Annotated in this window: 12 protein-coding genes; 4 read left to right on the plus strand and 8 right to left on the minus strand. The window is 43.7% G+C overall.

Going from position 1 to position 16,909, the window contains the following annotated elements; all coding sequences use genetic code 11:
* Positions 1-6: 6 nt before the first annotated feature.
* The 8 genes from I6L24_RS06200 to I6L24_RS06235 all read right to left on the minus strand — a co-directional run bounded on the left by I6L24_RS06200 (position 7) and on the right by I6L24_RS06235 (position 11,115).
* A complete protein-coding gene (locus tag I6L24_RS06200) occupies positions 7-1,425 on the minus strand; it encodes an efflux transporter outer membrane subunit (protein ID WP_153567030.1) in 1,419 nt (472 codons plus the stop codon).
* Between the two features lie 10 nt (positions 1,426-1,435).
* On the minus strand, positions 1,436-3,412 hold the full coding sequence (locus I6L24_RS06205; RefSeq protein ID WP_153567029.1) for a MacB family efflux pump subunit: 1,977 nt from the start codon (positions 3,410-3,412) through the stop codon (positions 1,436-1,438).
* A gap of 2 nt (positions 3,413-3,414) precedes the next feature.
* Positions 3,415-4,776 (minus strand): MacA family efflux pump subunit, encoded by a 1,362-nt coding sequence (locus tag I6L24_RS06210; RefSeq protein ID WP_216986529.1) that lies wholly within the window; start codon positions 4,774-4,776, stop codon positions 3,415-3,417.
* Positions 4,777-4,900: 124 nt separating this feature from the next.
* On the minus strand, positions 4,901-5,887 hold the full coding sequence (holA, locus tag I6L24_RS06215; RefSeq protein ID WP_004733070.1) for a DNA polymerase III subunit delta: 987 nt from the start codon (positions 5,885-5,887) through the stop codon (positions 4,901-4,903).
* 9 nt (positions 5,888-5,896) lie between these two features.
* Positions 5,897-6,430 (minus strand): LPS-assembly lipoprotein LptE, encoded by a 534-nt coding sequence (locus I6L24_RS06220; RefSeq protein ID WP_153567027.1) that lies wholly within the window; start codon positions 6,428-6,430, stop codon positions 5,897-5,899.
* Positions 6,431-6,637: 207 nt separating this feature from the next.
* On the minus strand, positions 6,638-7,870 hold the full coding sequence (locus tag I6L24_RS06225; protein ID WP_004730312.1) for a transposase: 1,233 nt from the start codon (positions 7,868-7,870) through the stop codon (positions 6,638-6,640).
* 146 nt (positions 7,871-8,016) lie between these two features.
* Complete coding sequence (leuS, locus tag I6L24_RS06230) at positions 8,017-10,638, minus strand: leucine--tRNA ligase (RefSeq protein ID WP_153567167.1); 2,622 nt, start codon at positions 10,636-10,638, stop codon at positions 8,017-8,019.
* Positions 10,639-10,761: 123 nt separating this feature from the next.
* The gene (locus I6L24_RS06235) at positions 10,762-11,115 is read right to left on the minus strand and encodes a DUF4124 domain-containing protein (RefSeq protein ID WP_153567166.1); all 354 of its coding nucleotides are present in this window, start codon (positions 11,113-11,115) and stop codon (positions 10,762-10,764) included.
* A 686-nt stretch (positions 11,116-11,801) separates the two neighbouring features.
* Here I6L24_RS06235 and I6L24_RS06240 point away from each other — a divergent pair.
* The 4 genes from I6L24_RS06240 (at position 11,802) to I6L24_RS06255 (ending at position 16,793) form a co-directional block, all read left to right on the plus strand.
* Positions 11,802-13,529 carry an acetolactate synthase 3 large subunit gene (locus I6L24_RS06240; protein WP_005107884.1) on the plus strand — a complete coding sequence of 576 codons (1,728 nt, stop codon included), beginning with the start codon at positions 11,802-11,804 and terminating at the stop codon, positions 13,527-13,529.
* Complete coding sequence (ilvN, locus tag I6L24_RS06245; protein ID WP_004278369.1) at positions 13,526-14,017, plus strand: acetolactate synthase small subunit; 492 nt, start codon at positions 13,526-13,528, stop codon at positions 14,015-14,017. Before I6L24_RS06240 ends, ilvN begins: the two co-directional genes overlap by 4 nt.
* A 106-nt stretch (positions 14,018-14,123) precedes the next feature.
* Positions 14,124-15,140 carry a ketol-acid reductoisomerase gene (ilvC, locus tag I6L24_RS06250; protein WP_004278368.1) on the plus strand — a complete coding sequence of 339 codons (1,017 nt, stop codon included), beginning with the start codon at positions 14,124-14,126 and terminating at the stop codon, positions 15,138-15,140.
* A 1,128-nt stretch (positions 15,141-16,268) separates the two neighbouring features.
* Positions 16,269-16,793, plus strand: coding sequence for a hypothetical protein (locus tag I6L24_RS06255; RefSeq protein WP_005103231.1), 525 nt, complete (start codon positions 16,269-16,271; stop codon positions 16,791-16,793).
* Positions 16,794-16,909 lie beyond the last annotated feature (116 nt).

Below are 16,909 nucleotides of genomic sequence, written 5' to 3' on the forward strand. Positions count from 1 at the left end.
GCTTTGTTAAGGTAATTGTTTAATCGGGCTACCACCCAATGCCTGCATCAAGGTGACATAAGCATTGTACTGGTTCTGTCTGGTTTGCACCAAAGACAGCCGCGCATTGCGCGTAGTTTCCTGTGCATCCAGCAGGTTTTTCAACGCCACCGCACCATTACGATAACGCACTTCAGTCAAGCGTTCAGTTCTTTCTGTCAGCTCAACATTGCGTTGCTGTAATGCAACCTGCTTAGTGAGCTCAGTACGATTCGACAAGGTATTTTCCACATCAGCAAAGGCTTCATACATGGTCTGGCGATACTGGATAATGGCTTTTTCATATTCCAGCTCATTGACTTGCAGATCACGTTTCATGTCATTCCATTGCAGGAAAGGCAAAGTCAGACCAGCACCTAAAGTTGCAACCGGATTTTTCAGTGCATTGGAGAGGGACGTACTGCTGCCAATACCGGTGGTCAGATTACCGGTCAAACTAATGGATGGATAGTAGCTGGCTTTGTTGGCATCTTTATTGGCCAGTGCCTTACGCAAGCGCAGTTCAGTCGCTCGAAGGTCAGGACGACGTGACAATAAACTTGCCGGTAAGTCGGCCTGAATACTCGGCAATTGAATATTCGGTAAACGACTTGGCTCTTGAATCGCGAGCTGTTGTACCGGCATATGCAGCAATACCGCGAGTCCGGTACGTGTTTCCACACGTTGTTGTTCAATCTGGCTTAAGGTTGCCTGTTGGCTTTGAATCGCCTGTTCCGCCTGGGTTAAATCCAGACCGGATACTGCGCCGGCACGATATTGCACTCGCACCAAATCATAGGTTTTTTGCGCGGTCGCCAGATTTTGCTGTACCACGCTATAACGTTCATTCAGATAAGCCAGTTGCCAATAGAGTTGCGCCGTGGTGCCAATCAGGCTTTGAGCAGTTGCCTGCAAGTCTTCTTCAGAGGCTAAGGCCTCCCAGCGAGCGGCTTCGGTTTGATTGGCCAGTTTGCCAAACAGATCCAGTTCATAGCTTAAGCCTGGATAACCCAGAGAAATACCGGTCGAAGAATCGCCACCACCATCTAGGCTAAAACGATGGCCCGTTGAAATTCTTGCATCACCGACACGAACGCCTTGCTGGCTTTGAGCCTGTCTGGCTTGAATGCGGGCCTGTTGTAAACTGATGCCAGCCACTGCCAGGTCGGTATTCTGCGCCAATACTTCATTCACCAAATTATTTAATTGCGGATCTTTAAATAAAGTCCACCATTGATCTGCCAGAATATCGGCATGAATCTGCTGACTAAGCACCTTATTGTTTTGAAAGCTGCCCGGCATATTGATTGCAGGCTGTTCATAGGGGGTTTTCACCACTGCGGCACAACCGACCAGCGAGCTTCCCAGCAACAGGGCACTGGCAAGCTTGGTTAAATTCATTTGCATATCAGATTCCTTATTCGCGAGAGAGCGCATCGACTGGATTCAGACGAGCAGCGTTACGTGCCGGGATAAAGCCAAACACAATCCCGATCAGGCTTGAGCAGACAAAGGCCGCTACAATCGAAGTGGTTGAATACGCCATCTGGAAAGTACCGCCGGCAAAATGGGTAATTAATTGGCCAATCCCGAGGGAAAGCAGCACACCCAAAATACCACCCAAGATACAGACCAGAACGGCTTCAATCAGGAATTGCTGCAAAATATCACTTTGACGGGCACCCACCGCCATACGCACACCAATTTCCTGAGTACGTTCGGTTACCGATACCAGCATGATGTTCATGACCCCAATTCCGCCGACCACCAGTGAAATTACCGCAATTGCTGAAATCAGCAGAGTCATGGTCGCCGTGGTTTGCTGAATGGTTTCACGAATACTGTCGGCATTCTGGGTAAACACATCCTGCGCGCCATGTCGCTGTACCAGCAGATTCAGAATCGCATTTTCAGCCGCCGCACTTGGGTATTCATCCTTAATCCGCACAATGATGCTACGCACATTGGATTGCCCCAGCATACGGCTCATGACGGTGGAATACGGCAGATAGACATTCAGGCTGTCATTATTGCCCATCATGCCTTTTTGCGCGTCAATCACCCCGATAATCCGGCTCGGTACGCTCCCGAGTAAAATCACCTGACCCACCGGATTGGTGCCATCCTTAAAGAAGGTGTTTTTGGTATTGGTGTCAATGACGACATCTTGCGCCTGTTGCATGACGCTACTGCGGTCAAAAGGCTGACCGGACTGGAAAGTCATGCCACGCACGTAGAAGAAATCTTCACTGACGCCGTTGACCGTAGTTGAAGCTTCGATTTCTTTATAACGGCCGGTGACACTGCTATTCACTGATGGGCTGACGCCATCGACATACGGTTGTTCAGCTAGCGCATCGGCATCGGCCGGAATCAGGGTTTTGGACTGTGAAGATCTGGAATTATCCCCAAAGCCTCGACCCTGAAATACGGTAATGGTATTGGTCCCCAGACTGCTGATATTTTCCAGAATCTGCTTTTGTGAGCCATTACCGAGTGCCACCACCGAGACCACCGAAGCAATACCGATAATGATTCCGAGCATGGTGAGGAAAGTCCGCATGCGATGTGCATTCATGGCCAGCAAGGCCATCCGGAAGGCTTCACCGAGACGGTCAACTGCAGAACGCCATGAAGAAATCTTCTTTTGTTCACTGCGGATCAGCAGCTGTTTTTCCAGATGCTCTTCGACTTCAGGAACATTGGGCTGGTCGGAAATGATATTACCGTCTGAAATCTCGATAATCCGGGTCGCATTTTTCGCTACATTATGATCATGCGTGACCAGAATGATTGTATGACCTTTGGCATTCAGTTCACGCAAAATACGCATCACTTCAATACCGCTGTTCTTGTCCAATGCACCTGTCGGTTCATCGGCCAGAATCACGTCACCGCCATTCATTAGCGCACGGGCAATCGAAACCCGTTGCTGCTGACCACCAGAGAGCTGGCTCGGACGGTTCTGGGTTTTTTCACCCAGACCGAGATCAGTCAGAATCTTGACGGCTCGTGCATGTCGTTCAGATGAATCCGCACCGGCATAAATCGCAGGGACTTCGACATTGCCTGCTGCATTTAAATCGCCCAGCAGATGATAACGCTGAAAAATAAAGCCGAAATATTCACGGCGTAATTGCGCCAGTTCATCCGCTTCCAGTTCCCGGGTTTCACGGCCTTTGACCTTGTAGCTACCCGTGGTCGGTTTGTCCAGACAACCCAGAATGTTCATCAGGGTCGATTTACCGGAACCGGACTGACCGACAATCGCCACCAGTTCACCCGGATAAATCTCTAGATTCACCCCTTTTAAAATCTGGATCGTGCTTTCACCCGCAGGGAATTCACGAACCAGATTTTTCACCTCGAGGAGAGGCTGTTGTTGTGAATTCATGCTTACATTCTCATTGGGCCACGGCTATTGCCACCGCGTTTTGCTGCATCATTGGAGGTGTCAGAACCATCGGCAATCACCACCTGATCACCACGTTTTAAACCTTTCAGCACTTGCGCAGTCGCACGGTTATTCAAGCCGATTAATACAGGGGTTGGTTTCGCAGTACCATCGGCTTGCAAGACACGAACCATGCCACGTTGTGCTTTACCTTGCTCAATCAATGCAAGTTCTGCTTCAGACAGGTTTAGACGCGCTAGACGTTCACCGGCAGGGCGATTGCCTTGAGCCGATTCAGCTTCAGGACGTGATCCCGGACTGCCTTCACCGCGAGAACCCTCACCACGCGCTTCACCACGATTGGCACGTGGCGGACGGTTTGAACCTTGAATGGCCGCAGCAGGAATGGTCAGCACATTTTTGGCTTCATCCAGTACGATATAAACTTGTGCAGTCATATCAATACGTAATTTTCCATCTTCATTCGGTACATCGAACAATGCGTTGTAATACACCGCAGAACTTGACGATGAGCTTGAGGTATTGCTATCGGTATTAATTGAATTGGGTGCAGGCTCAACCTGACGCAGTTTGGCGTAAATCTTTTTCTCGTTATTGCCTAAGGTAGTGAAATAAACCGTTTGACCTTCTTCAACTTTCATGACATCTGCTTCAGAAATTTCAGCTTTAATGGTCATGGTGTCCAGTTTTGCCAGTTTCACAATAGTCGGCGCACTCTGGTTGGCGTTTACAGTCTGACCTTCTTCGGTCACAATCGCCACAATCGTGCCATCCATCGGCGCCACAATCTGGGTGTAACCAAGATCTTCTTTGGCAGTCGCCAGCGTCAAACGCGACTGTTCAATCTGTGCATTGATGGCGGTGATATCCGCTTGCGTCGTTTTATAGTTCGCAAATGCCGATTCCAGCTCTGAGCGAGAAGTGGCATCCTGTGCATACATGGCTTTCTGACGGTTGTATTCAGCTTCAACTTTGGCCAAATTCGCCTGTCTTACTGCAAGTTGTGCCATCTGATTTTTAATGCTGGCTTCAGCGGTTTTTAAATCATTTTCCTGACGAACGGAGTCAATCCGCGCAATCAGCTGACCTTGCTTGACCTGATCGCCCAGTTCTACATACATTTTTCTGACCTGACCCGAAACCTGCGCCCCCACGCTGACCATCTTGGTCGCTTCCAGAATACCAGTCGCCAGTACAGAGCTTTCGATATCGCCTTGGGTGACTTCAGCCGTAATATATTGCGGAGGCTGTTCTTTGGGTTTGAGGAAGTACCACCCCGCAGCGATGAGCGCAATGGCAATCACGGCGGCCATAATCAATTTCGTCGGTTTTATTTTTGGCATGATCAATATCGGTTCAAAATCAGAGAATTGTGAACGATTATAAAAGCGAAATTAGGATAAATCGTGTATTTTTTTAAACTAATAGGAATGATTATTATTTTATTTTTCGAATTTTGACAAAGACTTAGTGAAATAGGGGCTTGCCACAGATACTGGAAATCGCCTGTAGTACCAAATGCTCCGGATTTTCATGTCCGAGTCCTTTAATTGAGGCATCAATTCTTAATAATAACCCCGGCCAGGCCAGAAAAGTCTGTGGGCTGAGACGGCGCAAGGCTTGTTGATATAACCCGACTTTGGTTTTCCAGATCCCGATTTGCAAGGCATTTTGCGGTTGTTCAAACAGCTGCATCAACAGACGCATTTCCTTGCTGAGACTCCATAAAATCAGGCTCATCGGTTCACCTGAAACGACTAGATACTGAAAAATTTTGATCGACTGGGAAAGATTACCTTGTAGCAGGGCATCGCTCAAATCATAGGTGCTATAACGTGACTGATCTTGTAAACATGCATATAAATGATCAACCTGAATGATATCGACTTCAGCAAAGGTATCGCTAACCCGCATCAGGCTGTTCTTTGCTGCAAGCAGGTTGTGCTCATGATGTTGTTCCAGCCATTGCCAGGCATCATTGGCTAAACGAATGCCGAGTTTTTCAGCTTCAATACCCAGAATCTGCTGCCGGTCTTTTGGATAATTGGCCACCAGCGAAACATTCACACCATTGGCATCAATCAGCTGAAAGAAACTGGATTTCAGGCTATTACTATCCTGTTTGGGCATCACCACCAACAGCAGGTTTTGTTCATTATGCTGCAAATAGTTTTTCAGTAACTTGATTGCGCTGGCATCCGGTTTGATATTGCCATGTACTTCAATCGCCAACTGGGTTGAAAACAGCGACAAGCTGTTCAAGGCATTAAAGACGGTTTTCCAGTCGGCGACCGAACTAATGTCATAGCGTTGACGTTCAATGTCCTGCTTTTGCCAGCTGGCCCGAAAGGCATCAATTAAATTCTGTTCCAGCAAAGGCTCTTGACCATGCAAGACCCAAGCACCGCGAGCTTCATCGACACGTTTCAGGGCTTGCAGATAATCAAGTTTCATAAAGAGGTCTTATTGAGCAGGTTGCGCTGAGGTATTTTGTTTGGCTAAGGGTAAGCGGTTCGATGAAATCTGACGCGCGATCTGCTGCGCCACATCATCAATAATGACCTGATTCAGATATTTTTGTTCCTGGTCATCGGTGTTGACCGTTTCAATATCATATTGATACGTACGTGTTGCCACGACAGTGCGTGGTTCAGTGATCGGATTGCCTTGTGCATCTTCAATCCGGAAAGTCACGTTTAAACGTAACAAGGTTTCAACTAGTTTACCGTTCAGTTCCAGACGGCGAGGGGTGTAATCCAGGACACGTAACACATAAGCTTTAGGTGCATTACTTAGCTGTACGCCTGCAGCACCGAGGTAAACTGCCAGTTTCTCTTGCAGTTCTTCAGTGTTGGGCGGTAAAGACAGGCTCATGACAGAGTAAGCAACAGGTGCGGAGCTCGGATTGGTTCCTTTCAGATGAAAACCACAGCCGACTAAGCCTGCACTCAGACCACAAGTTAAAACAATTGCTGCTAAACGTTTGCCCAAATGCATGTGTTGCCCTCTATGCTTCCCGAAAGGGAATATTTGAAATCCTGAACTGGATTGTAAAGTCAAAGCCCGTTGGCTGGCAACGGGCTTTGTTTGGGAATTGTGAAATCCTTCATAAAGTTCCTTCTCCCTTTGGGAGAAGGTTAGGATGAGGGTTTATATATTTACCTCTCCCTAACCCTCTCCTGAAAGGCATAGGTATCTACACATCTATGAGATACCTAATGCCATTGTGGCTATCTCATTGAGTTCATCTATTGAATATTCCGAGAGCAGTTGAAGAGTGTTCAGTAAAATCGAAAGCCCTGCCAATAAGGCAGGTGCACTTTCCAACCTACCTCTTTTCTGCTGCCGACCTGAAAGACGGGTGAGAAATACACGAATTTTCTGATGGTGTTCATCTTCAGAACGCTGGATTCGCCAAGTTAAAACACAAGCCATACAGCTAATCAGTAACCGCCTTAAAATGGCTTCAGGTCTGGTCTGAAGCCATGCTTCAATATCATGACCTGCCTGCTTGAGCAGCTTGAAATAGCATTCAATTGTCCAGCGCCAGTAATACCAGGTCGTCATCTCTACCGTAGTAATCTCTGATGGAACATTGCTGATTAGTGACCATCTTGCGACGGTCTTATCCTGATCATCTTTCACTACGGCAACAATTAATCTGGCTTCAATCGCACTCCCTGGCTGGGGAGCAACCCGTTGGCCTGAATCGTCATTTCTCTTCGGTTTTGCTGCACGTGTTATCCGGATAGCAGTTTCTCCCACATGCAACATATGCCGGTTTCCTTTATAGGCAATCGGCTGGACCTGCTGCGTTTCTACTCGTTCTGCGGCTTCTGCAACTTTGCATGTTTTGCCCTGATGCTCAATTCGATGGCCTTCTTTCGCCCGAATCAGCCATTTAAAACCCTGGCTGCTCATTTCCCTTAGGTGGGCAATGGAGTCACCTTCACGATCAATGATATGAACACATGTTTTCTCAATGGGATATTGTTCAATCACTTTGATTTGTTCGGTAAGTGAATCTAGATGAGATTTGCGCCCAGCAGAGTGTTGACTGAATGTGGAATAGCAGCCTGAGGCATCTGATAGTGTCTGCGCCAGTGGCGCAATAGGTAGTCCCGAGGCTGCATCAACCAGCAGACTGCTTTGCAATTCATAGCCTGAATCATATTGATGGGTTCTTTGCAGGCGCTGAATTTTATGATGGTGTTTCACATACTGTAGCTGAGACCAGTCATGAACAATCAATGCATATTGATGCGGTGATGCCTTGATCTGTTCACATGCAAGATGTTCAATTGGCTGGTTTAACTGACTAAAAGAGATTTTGTCATTATTCAGGAATCGCCAGACCGCTTGTGTGGTTGCGAAACTCGACTTTTGGGCAGAAGCCAGGTCTTTGATTGCCGGAGCAAGTGAAGCAAGAGGGTTCATATTGAGCTTTACAAGGCTGTTATAGCGCTTGACAAGACGCTGATCCAGGCCAGAGATGTTAAATTGAAGAGCATGCTCTTCAATTTAACGCAAAGTTCAGGAATTGTGTAGATACCTATGCCTGAAAGGAGAGGGAATGTAAGGACTTAAACCACCAAATTCACTAATTTATTCGGTACCACAATTTCTTTCTTGGTTGGGCCAGTCAAGAATTGTTGAACTTCAGGCAATGCTTTGGCTTGAGCCAAAATATCATCTTTAGAAGCATCGACTGATACTTCTAACTTACCACGGAGTTTACCGTTGACTTGAACCACAATCGTTTGTGTATTACGTGTCAGCGCAGATTCATCTACCGCAGGGAATAAAGTTGAATTCAATTCAATCCCAAATTCGGCCAATAAAGTCTGGCTTAAATGCGGTGCAAATGGTGCAAGTAAAGTTAACAGCGTGGTAATCGATTCACGTGCAACCGCCACGTCATTGTCATCTTGGGCTTCAAATTTGTTGTTAGCATTTAAAAGTTCCATCAATGCAGCAATGGCAGTGTTAAATGCATGACGACGTTCAATATCATCACCGACTTTTTGGATGGTTTCGTGTGTCTTACGACGTAGGTCTTGCGCAGCCGTAGACAGTGCCGATTTGTCGATGTTTGCAGCAGTATTCGCTTTTTCAAGGAAACCTGTTGCTAAACGCCATACACGTTTCAGGAAGCGGTTTGCACCTTCAACACCGGCATCAGACCATTCCAGTGATTGATCAGGTGGTGCAGCAAACATCATGAATACACGTGCCGTATCTGCGCCGTACTGGTCAATAATCGATTGTGGGTCGATACCGTTATTTTTCGATTTCGACATTTTTTCCTGACCACCAACCACAACTTCCTGGCCATCTTCTTTATATTTTGCAGAAAGCACACGGCCTTTTTCGTCTTTTTCAAGTTCGATATCTGCCGGGTTAAACCAGGTTTTCTTGCCAGATTCAGCTTCACGATAGAAGGTATCTGCAAGCACCATCCCTTGCGTTAACAAGTTAGTGAATGGTTCATTGCCTTGTACCACGCCTTCATCACGCATCAATTTGTGGAAGAAGCGTGCATAAAGCAAATGCAGAATCGCGTGTTCAACACCACCGATGTATTGGTTGACAGGTAACCAAGTTTGACCCGCTTCAGGTTTTACCATGCCATCAGTAAAGTCTGGAGATGCATAACGTGCATAGTACCAAGATGATTCCACGAAGGTATCTAGCGTATCTGTTTCACGACGAGCATCGCCACCACAGCTTGGGCATGACGTTTCGTAGAATTCAGGCATTTTGTTCAACGGGTTACCTGAACCATCTGGAACAACGTCAGTCGGAAGAACCACAGGAAGCTGCTCTTCAGGTACTGGCACTTGACCACATGATGGACAGTTAATCATTGGAATTGGACAACCCCAATAACGCTGACGAGATACACCCCAGTCACGTAAACGGAATTGAACTTTAGAACTTGCCAGGCCTGTTGGTTCTAATTTCGCAAGGAACGCATCATAAGCTGCTTGAAAGTCTAAACCGTCAAATTCAGCAGAATTGACCAATTTACCCTCTTTAGAACCGTACCATTCTTGCCATTGTGTAGCATCAAAGTCTGCATCGTCTGCGCCTTTAGCAGCAATCACTTGTTTGATGGTTAAGCCATATTTATTGGCAAATTCAAAATCACGTTCGTCGTGTGCAGGTACAGCCATCACTGCGCCAGAGCCATAAGACATCAACACGTAGTTGGCAATCCAAACAGGAACTGCTTCGCCAGTGACAGGATGCTTCACAGACAGACCTGTTGCCATGCCTTTCTTTTCAGCAGTGGCAAGGTCAGCTTCAGCCACAGAACCCATACGGCATTCTTCAATAAATGCTTTAAGTTCAGCATTATTTTCCGCAGCTTTCAGCGCCATTGGATGTTCTGCTGCAACTGCAACATAAGTCACACCCATTAAGGTGTCAGCACGTGTGGTGAATACAGTAAGGCCGTCTGCGTAAATTTCAGGATTCGCTGAAGGGAAGGTAATGTCCATCCCTTGTGAACGACCAATCCAGTTACGCTGCATGGTCAGAACTTGTTGTGGCCAGCCATCTTTAAGCGTGTCCAGGTCGTCAAGTAACTCTTGCGCATAATCGGTAATGCGGAAGTAGTACATTGGAATATCACGTTTTTCCACCAATGCACCTGAACGCCAGCCGCGACCATTTTCAACCTGTTCGTTGGCAAGAACAGTCTGATCGACCGGATCCCAGTTCACTGTTGAAAGTTTACGGTAGATCAAACCTTTTTTATAAAGCTGAACAAATAACCATTGTTCCCAGCGATAGTATTCTGGGGTGCAGGTCGCAAATTCACGATCCCAATCTACTGCAAGCCCGAGTTTTTTTAACTGGTCGCGCATGTAGGCGATATTTTCGAAAGTCCATTTTGCTGGCGCAACCTGGTGTGCAATCGCTGCGTTTTCAGCAGGCAGACCGAAAGCATCCCAACCCATCGGTTGCAGGACCGTTTCACCTTTTAAGCGATGGAAACGGCTGATCACGTCACCAATCGTATAGTTACGCACATGACCCATATGCAGCTTGCCACTTGGGTAAGGGAACATCGAGAGAATATAACGACGTGGACCTTCTACTTTGTCGGCAACTTTAAAGGCTTTGCGAGATTCCCAATCCTGTTGGACTTGAGGCTCAATCGCACTGGCTTGATATTCGGAATCAATGTGAGTAGTCATAAACGTATCAGTGAATTACGGTGAAAAAAGTCTGTTGCACAGCATAGCGCAAAATGCACCTAAAAGTGAATTTTGCGCCGGCATTTCCCGAAGAAAAAACATGCTGTTCTATATGGAGCTGTCTTATAAAGCAACTGCACGGTTTTTAGATTGCTGTAAGGCTTCGTTGGCTTCACGTTGTTGCTGGTCCTGATTCACAGGAACTTGAGGGGCTTGTTGCTGTTGTTCTTGAGGTGTGTTTTCGGTTTTCACTTCAGTTTCAGCCGTTCTAGGTGATGCCGGTGCTGAATTTTTCCAGCCATAGGTGTCTACTGTGGTGGTTTTTTTCGCAGATTTCGGCGGTGGCGTCTTGGTATAATGCGTGACGCCTTTCGCATCGACCCATTTATGATACTGGATCGCGGAAGCGCTGGTGCTACAGATGCTCAAAACAACTAGGCAACTCAAACTGAAGGCGGTTAAAAAAGATATTTTCATTGTTCTTGGACCTCGGCTTGCTAGGCATGGAATACTGCAATTATTGTAGTGATATTTTCAGTAAAAATGATGGATTTTTATCTGCTTTATTCAAAGCGAGCTGCTTAAATAAGCTCAATCTAGCGTAGAAGAAATCAGAGATAAATCTTCATATACAAAATTTATTGATAAACAATTTCCTTTCATTTGATAAAAATTCATTCATTTTTTTTATATAAGACATATTAAAAATTTATAAAATTAAGCCATTAACTATATGAATTTTATTGGATTAGATGAATAGGAAAGACAGTAAATGCATGGCTATAAGCTGATATTGCTGTTAAAAACAGCAGATCTAGGCGCTATAAGCGTAGATTGTCTGTTTTTTAAACTTGACTTTAAAGCCTGAAAACACAAGAATGCTGCAATAGTTTTATATGCCTTAGATCGATCACCCTTCGACTAAGTGTCATTTCATGCAATGGGCGATTTCTCTAGCCGAGAAATTGAACAAAGCTAAGCAAAATATGTTTATCCCAACATGTTTTAGATCCCGTATTGCTCGAACAGCGAAGAGATCAGATTTTTTTCCTATTGCTTTGAAAACTATGAAATTTGTGTGCTATAACAGTGCAGACAGTTAACAAATGAAACACTGCAAATGCCTCCCATTTGTGCAGTGAATAATATTAGGGTGAATCACGTTGGAACTTCTATCTGGTGGTGAAATGCTTGTTCGCGCATTAGCGGACGAAGGCGTTGAACATGTTTTTGGATACCCAGGCGGCGCAGTTCTTCATATTTATGATGCGCTATTTCAACAAGACAGAATCAATCATTATCTCGTACGTCACGAACAGGCTGCCGGTCACATGGCCGATGCTTACTCACGCGTGACAGGCAAGACCGGTGTTGTGCTAGTGACTTCAGGTCCGGGTGCAACCAACACGGTAACGCCAATTGCAACGGCCTATATGGACTCAATCCCGATGGTGATTTTGTCAGGTCAGGTTGCGAGTCATCTGATTGGTGAAGATGCATTCCAGGAAACCGATATGGTCGGTATTTCACGTCCAATCGTGAAACATAGTTTCCAGGTGCGTCATGCCAGCGAAATTCCTGCAATTATCAAAAAAGCCTTTTATATTGCGTCTTCAGGTCGTCCAGGTCCTGTAGTGATCGATATTCCAAAGGATGCGACCAATCCTGCAGAAAAATTTGCTTACGAATACCCAGAAAAAGTGAAGATGCGTTCGTATCAACCACCGTTCCGTGGTCACTCAGGTCAAATTCGTAAAGCGATTGAAGAGCTGATCCATGCTAAACGTCCTGTGATTTACTCAGGCGGTGGTGTGGTTCAAGGCAATGCTTCAGCACAATTAACAGAATTGGCGCATTTATTGGGTTATCCAGTGACCAACACCTTGATGGGTCTTGGCGCATTCCCGGGTAATGATGAACAGTTCATCGGTATGTTGGGGATGCACGGTACTTACGAAGCCAACATGACCATGCACAATGCAGATGTAATTCTGTGTGTGGGTGCGCGTTTCGATGACCGTGTTACTAATAACCCTGCGAAATTCTGTCCGAATGCAAAAGTCATTCATATTGATATCGACCCAGCGACGATTTCAAAAACCATTATGGCGCACATTCCAATTGTCGGTGCTGTAGAGCCTGTACTGAATGAGATGTTGAACCAGTTGAAACAGCTTAATGTTTCTAAGCCAAATCCTGAAGCGATTGCGGCATGGTGGAAACAGATCAATGAATGGCGCAAGGTTCATGGTGGTCGTTTTGAGGCAGGTGTTGATGGTGTAATGAAGCCACAACAAGTGGTTCAGGCATTGGACAAAGTGACCAATGGCGAAGCGATCATTACTTCTGACGTCGGTCAGCATCAAATGTTTGGTGCGATGTATTACAAATACAAACGTCCACGTCAATGGATCAACTCAGGTGGTCTAGGCACTATGGGTGTAGGCTTGCCATATGCAATGGCTGCGAAGCTTGCATACCCGGAACAGCAAGTGGTGTGTATCACCGGTGAAGCATCGATTCAGATGTGTATCCAGGAACTGTCGACCTGTAAGCAATATGGCCTGAACGTCAAAATCCTGTGCCTGAATAACCAGTCTTTAGGGATGGTGAAGCAGTGGCAAGATATGAACTATGAAGGACGTCATTCAAGTTCTTATGTAGATTCATTACCTGACTTTGCCAAACTGATGGAAGCTTATGGTCATGTTGGCATTCAGATTAATCATGCCGATGAGCTAGAGTCTAAGCTTGCAGAAGCGATGGCAATTAACGACAAGTGCGTATTTATTAACGTTATGGTAGATCGTACCGAACACGTTTATCCGATGTTGATTGCGGGTCAATCGATGCAGGATATGTGGTTGGCTAAAGGGGAGCGCACGAAATGAGACATATTATCTCTGTACTCGTAGAAAACGAATCAGGCGCGCTTTCTCGTTTAGTGGGTTTGTTCTCACAGCGTGGCTACAACATCGAAACATTGAACGTTGCCCCGACTGAAGATCCAACACTTTCACGTTTGACATTGACCACTTATGGTGATGATCACAAGATTGAGCAAATTACCAAACAGCTTAACAAGCTGGTTGAAGTGGTGAAAGTGGTTGACCTGTCTGAAGGTGCACATATTGAGCGTGAATTGATGCTGATTAAAGTCAAAGCATTGGGTTCATCGCGTGACGAAATCAAACGTACGGCAGATATTTTCCGTGGTCAGATTGTCGATGTAACACCAACGACCTATACCATTCAAATCGCGGGTACCACTGAAAAAGTGGATGCGTTTATTGATGCACTTGCAGAACACACGATTTTAGAAGTGGTTCGTTCAGGTGTATCAGGTATCGCACGCGGCGAAAAAGTACTCACCATCTAAATTTTAAGTATTTCCTCATCTGAATAAGAAGAGGGTATCAGGCAATGTAAATTTAAGGGTCATTGCCTGATTTAACGGACAAACAAGCATTTAAGCGGAGACAGCAATGCAAATTTTTTACGATAAAGACTGTGACTTATCTATCATCCAATCTAAGAAAGTAGCGATCATTGGTTACGGTTCACAAGGCCACGCGCATGCGCTTAACCTGAAAGATTCTGGTGTTGACGTAACTGTAGGTTTACGTGCGAACTCTGCTTCTTGGAAGAAAGCTGAAAATTCAGGTCTTAAAGTTGCTGAAGTTCCTGCTGCTGTAGCACAAGCTGACGTAGTGATGATTTTGACTCCAGATGAGTTCCAATCTCAACTTTACCGTGACGTAATTGAGCCAAACATCAAGCAAGGCGCGACTTTAGCATTTGCTCATGGTTTCTCGATTCTTTATAACCAAGTTGTTCCACGTGCTGACTTAGACGTAATCATGGTTGCGCCTAAAGCTCCTGGTCACACCGTACGTTCTGAATACCAACGTGGTTCAGGTGTTCCTGACCTTATCGCGATTCACCAAGACGCTTCTGGTAATGCGCGTAACGTTGCTCTTTCTTACGCTTCAGGCGTAGGTGGCGGCCGTACAGGTATCATCGAAACTTCATTCCGTGAAGAAACTGAAACTGACCTTTTCGGTGAGCAAGCAGTTCTTTGTGGTGGTGCTGTTGAACTTGTTAAAATGGGCTTCGAAACTCTTGTTGAGGCTGGTTATGCTCCAGAAATGGCGTATTTCGAATGCCTACACGAACTTAAATTGATCGTTGACTTGATGTTCGAAGGCGGTATCGCGGACATGAACTACTCAGTGTCAAACAACGCTGAATACGGCGAATATGTAACGGGTACTGAAGTAATCAACGAACAGTCTCGTGAAGCAATGCGTAATGCGCTTAAACGTATTCAATCTGGCGAATACGCGAAGATGTTTATTCAAGAAGGTGCGTTGAACTACCCATCTATGACTGCTCGTCGTCGTCAAAATGCTGCTCATGGTATCGAAGTTACTGGTAACAAGTTACGTGCGATGATGCCTTGGATTCAAGCGAACAAAATCGTAGATAAAGAGAAAAACTAATTTCTCGAATCAATTGATTTGAATGCGAAAACCCACTTAATTTGAGTGGGTTTTTTATTTCTATGTTTACGTGGCTCAAAAATGGAAGCACTGCTTCCATTTTTTTCGTATCTTAGATTCAAGTGAACAAAACTGTAAATAAGGAAAAGAACTAAAGTTACGTGCCTTGCAAAAAAAACAGGAAAGCAGTTTTTTCTCTTTTTTTTGTAGCATGTATTCAAGCAGAATAATTCTAATCAAGAATCAAGTTGATTTTTTTAATTTAAAAATATTAATAATGAATAAATAGTTTATTAGAAGAAGGATTTCTTATTTATTAAATATGATTTCTATATAAAGAGTTATTAAGCCTAAATTCTACTAATAATCTTTTTGAGAAATTCAAGTGAGAATATCTAAATTATTTTAAGTCTTTAATTTTTAAAAATTTAAAATTTAAACTGAACTAAATAGTTGAAATGAAATAATTTATTTGTTAATTAAGTATTTATAAAGCTTATTTGAATAATAAAGTTATTTATTCGGTTATATTTAAATTAATAACTATATTTAATTTTAATAAGGAAATAATGTGAGTAATTTTTTAATAAAATTGCAAAATAAGTTTTTAAATATTTATTTTTATTTAAAAATATACAAGCCATTGTTTTAAATATTTTATTTAGAAAAAATTTAATGGTCAAAATTGAATATAATTATCGCTATGTAGTAAAAATAACGAAAAAAAACGGAATAAATCACATTTTTTTATGCACTGATAAGGAAATTGTAAGACTTTGTGAAAATTATTGTTTTAATAAAATAGATTTTAATAATTTTATTTTAATCAGTAACTTAATGTTTTTATTTTTTTAGTAAAAAATGGTAAGAATAGAGAAAACTCCAAGATGTTCGGATTTGTAATGTTATGTGATTTTATATAAGTATTTATTATATAAATAAAAAAATCTTATTTGAAACAAAAAAAATATATTGTGAATAATAACATTTTTGATTTTTTTTTAAATAATGATAATAGAATTGCCTCAGCGCTTATAACTTAAGTGCTCATAATAATAAAGAGAACTTTAATATAAGCGTAAAACTAATAGATAGACATCTTCTTTAAAAAAAGAAATGGAGAAAGACATGAAAAAAATGACTCAAGCAGCATTGGCAGCATTAGTGATGAGCTTTGGCTGTGGTTCAACATTAGTTTATGCAGATGCAGAAATTGCAGGCAAGCCAGGTCCCAAACCAACAAAACCACATAAGCCAGGAAAGCATGGATGTGGGGATAAATGTGATGGGAAAATTAAAATTAATTTGAAAGTCGATAAACATTGTGATGTAGATATGGGTGATACCGTATTAAACCTTGCTCGTTCTACAGCAGGCGGTGGTGAAGTATGGACGGATTCAACATCATTTAGTGTAGATACCAATTCATTCTTTAGAGTGAATTATGTAGCACCTACACAATTAAATGGTGCTGGAGGTTCTGTTCCAGTAACAGTCGCAACTTTGGCAAATGGTGCAAGTTATTCAACTGGAGATCTATTGGAAACTACTTCAGCTACATTTGATGTTACTGCTACTGTAGCGGGTAGTGATTATCGTGATGCACGTGCCGGTGACTATAGTAACGTATATACTTTTGCAGTAGCATTCTAAAAATTATAAATGACTTAATAGTAGGAGATGTTTAATACATCTCCTATTTTAATATTATTTTTTAATAAAAATATTAAGCTAAAATATGGGATTTTGTTATGAATGGGAAGATTTTA

This window comes from Acinetobacter lwoffii, assembly GCF_019048525.1.
GTDB classification, from domain to species: domain Bacteria; phylum Pseudomonadota; class Gammaproteobacteria; order Pseudomonadales; family Moraxellaceae; genus Acinetobacter; species Acinetobacter lwoffii_K.

Bases quoted from the DNA above. Each gene is read 5' to 3' on its own strand.
- I6L24_RS06205 (WP_153567029.1), bottom strand. From the start codon at position 3,412: ATGAATTCACAACAACAGCCTCTCCTCGAGGTGAAAAATCTGGTTCGT.
- leuS (WP_153567167.1), bottom strand. From the start codon at position 10,638: ATGACTACTCACATTGATTCCGAATATCAAGCCAGTGCGATTGAGCCT.
- I6L24_RS06200 (WP_153567030.1), bottom strand. From the start codon at position 1,425: ATGCAAATGAATTTAACCAAGCTTGCCAGTGCCCTGTTGCTGGGAAGC.
- ilvC (WP_004278368.1), top strand. From the start codon at position 14,124: ATGCAAATTTTTTACGATAAAGACTGTGACTTATCTATCATCCAATCT.
- I6L24_RS06210 (WP_216986529.1), bottom strand. From the start codon at position 4,776: ATGCCAAAAATAAAACCGACGAAATTGATTATGGCCGCCGTGATTGCC.
- ilvN (WP_004278369.1), top strand. From the start codon at position 13,526: ATGAGACATATTATCTCTGTACTCGTAGAAAACGAATCAGGCGCGCTT.
- I6L24_RS06255 (WP_005103231.1), top strand. From the start codon at position 16,269: ATGAAAAAAATGACTCAAGCAGCATTGGCAGCATTAGTGATGAGCTTT.
- I6L24_RS06225 (WP_004730312.1), bottom strand. From the start codon at position 7,870: ATGAACCCTCTTGCTTCACTTGCTCCGGCAATCAAAGACCTGGCTTCT.
- holA (WP_004733070.1), bottom strand. From the start codon at position 5,887: ATGAAACTTGATTATCTGCAAGCCCTGAAACGTGTCGATGAAGCTCGC.
- I6L24_RS06235 (WP_153567166.1), bottom strand. From the start codon at position 11,115: ATGAAAATATCTTTTTTAACCGCCTTCAGTTTGAGTTGCCTAGTTGTT.
- I6L24_RS06220 (WP_153567027.1), bottom strand. From the start codon at position 6,430: ATGCATTTGGGCAAACGTTTAGCAGCAATTGTTTTAACTTGTGGTCTG.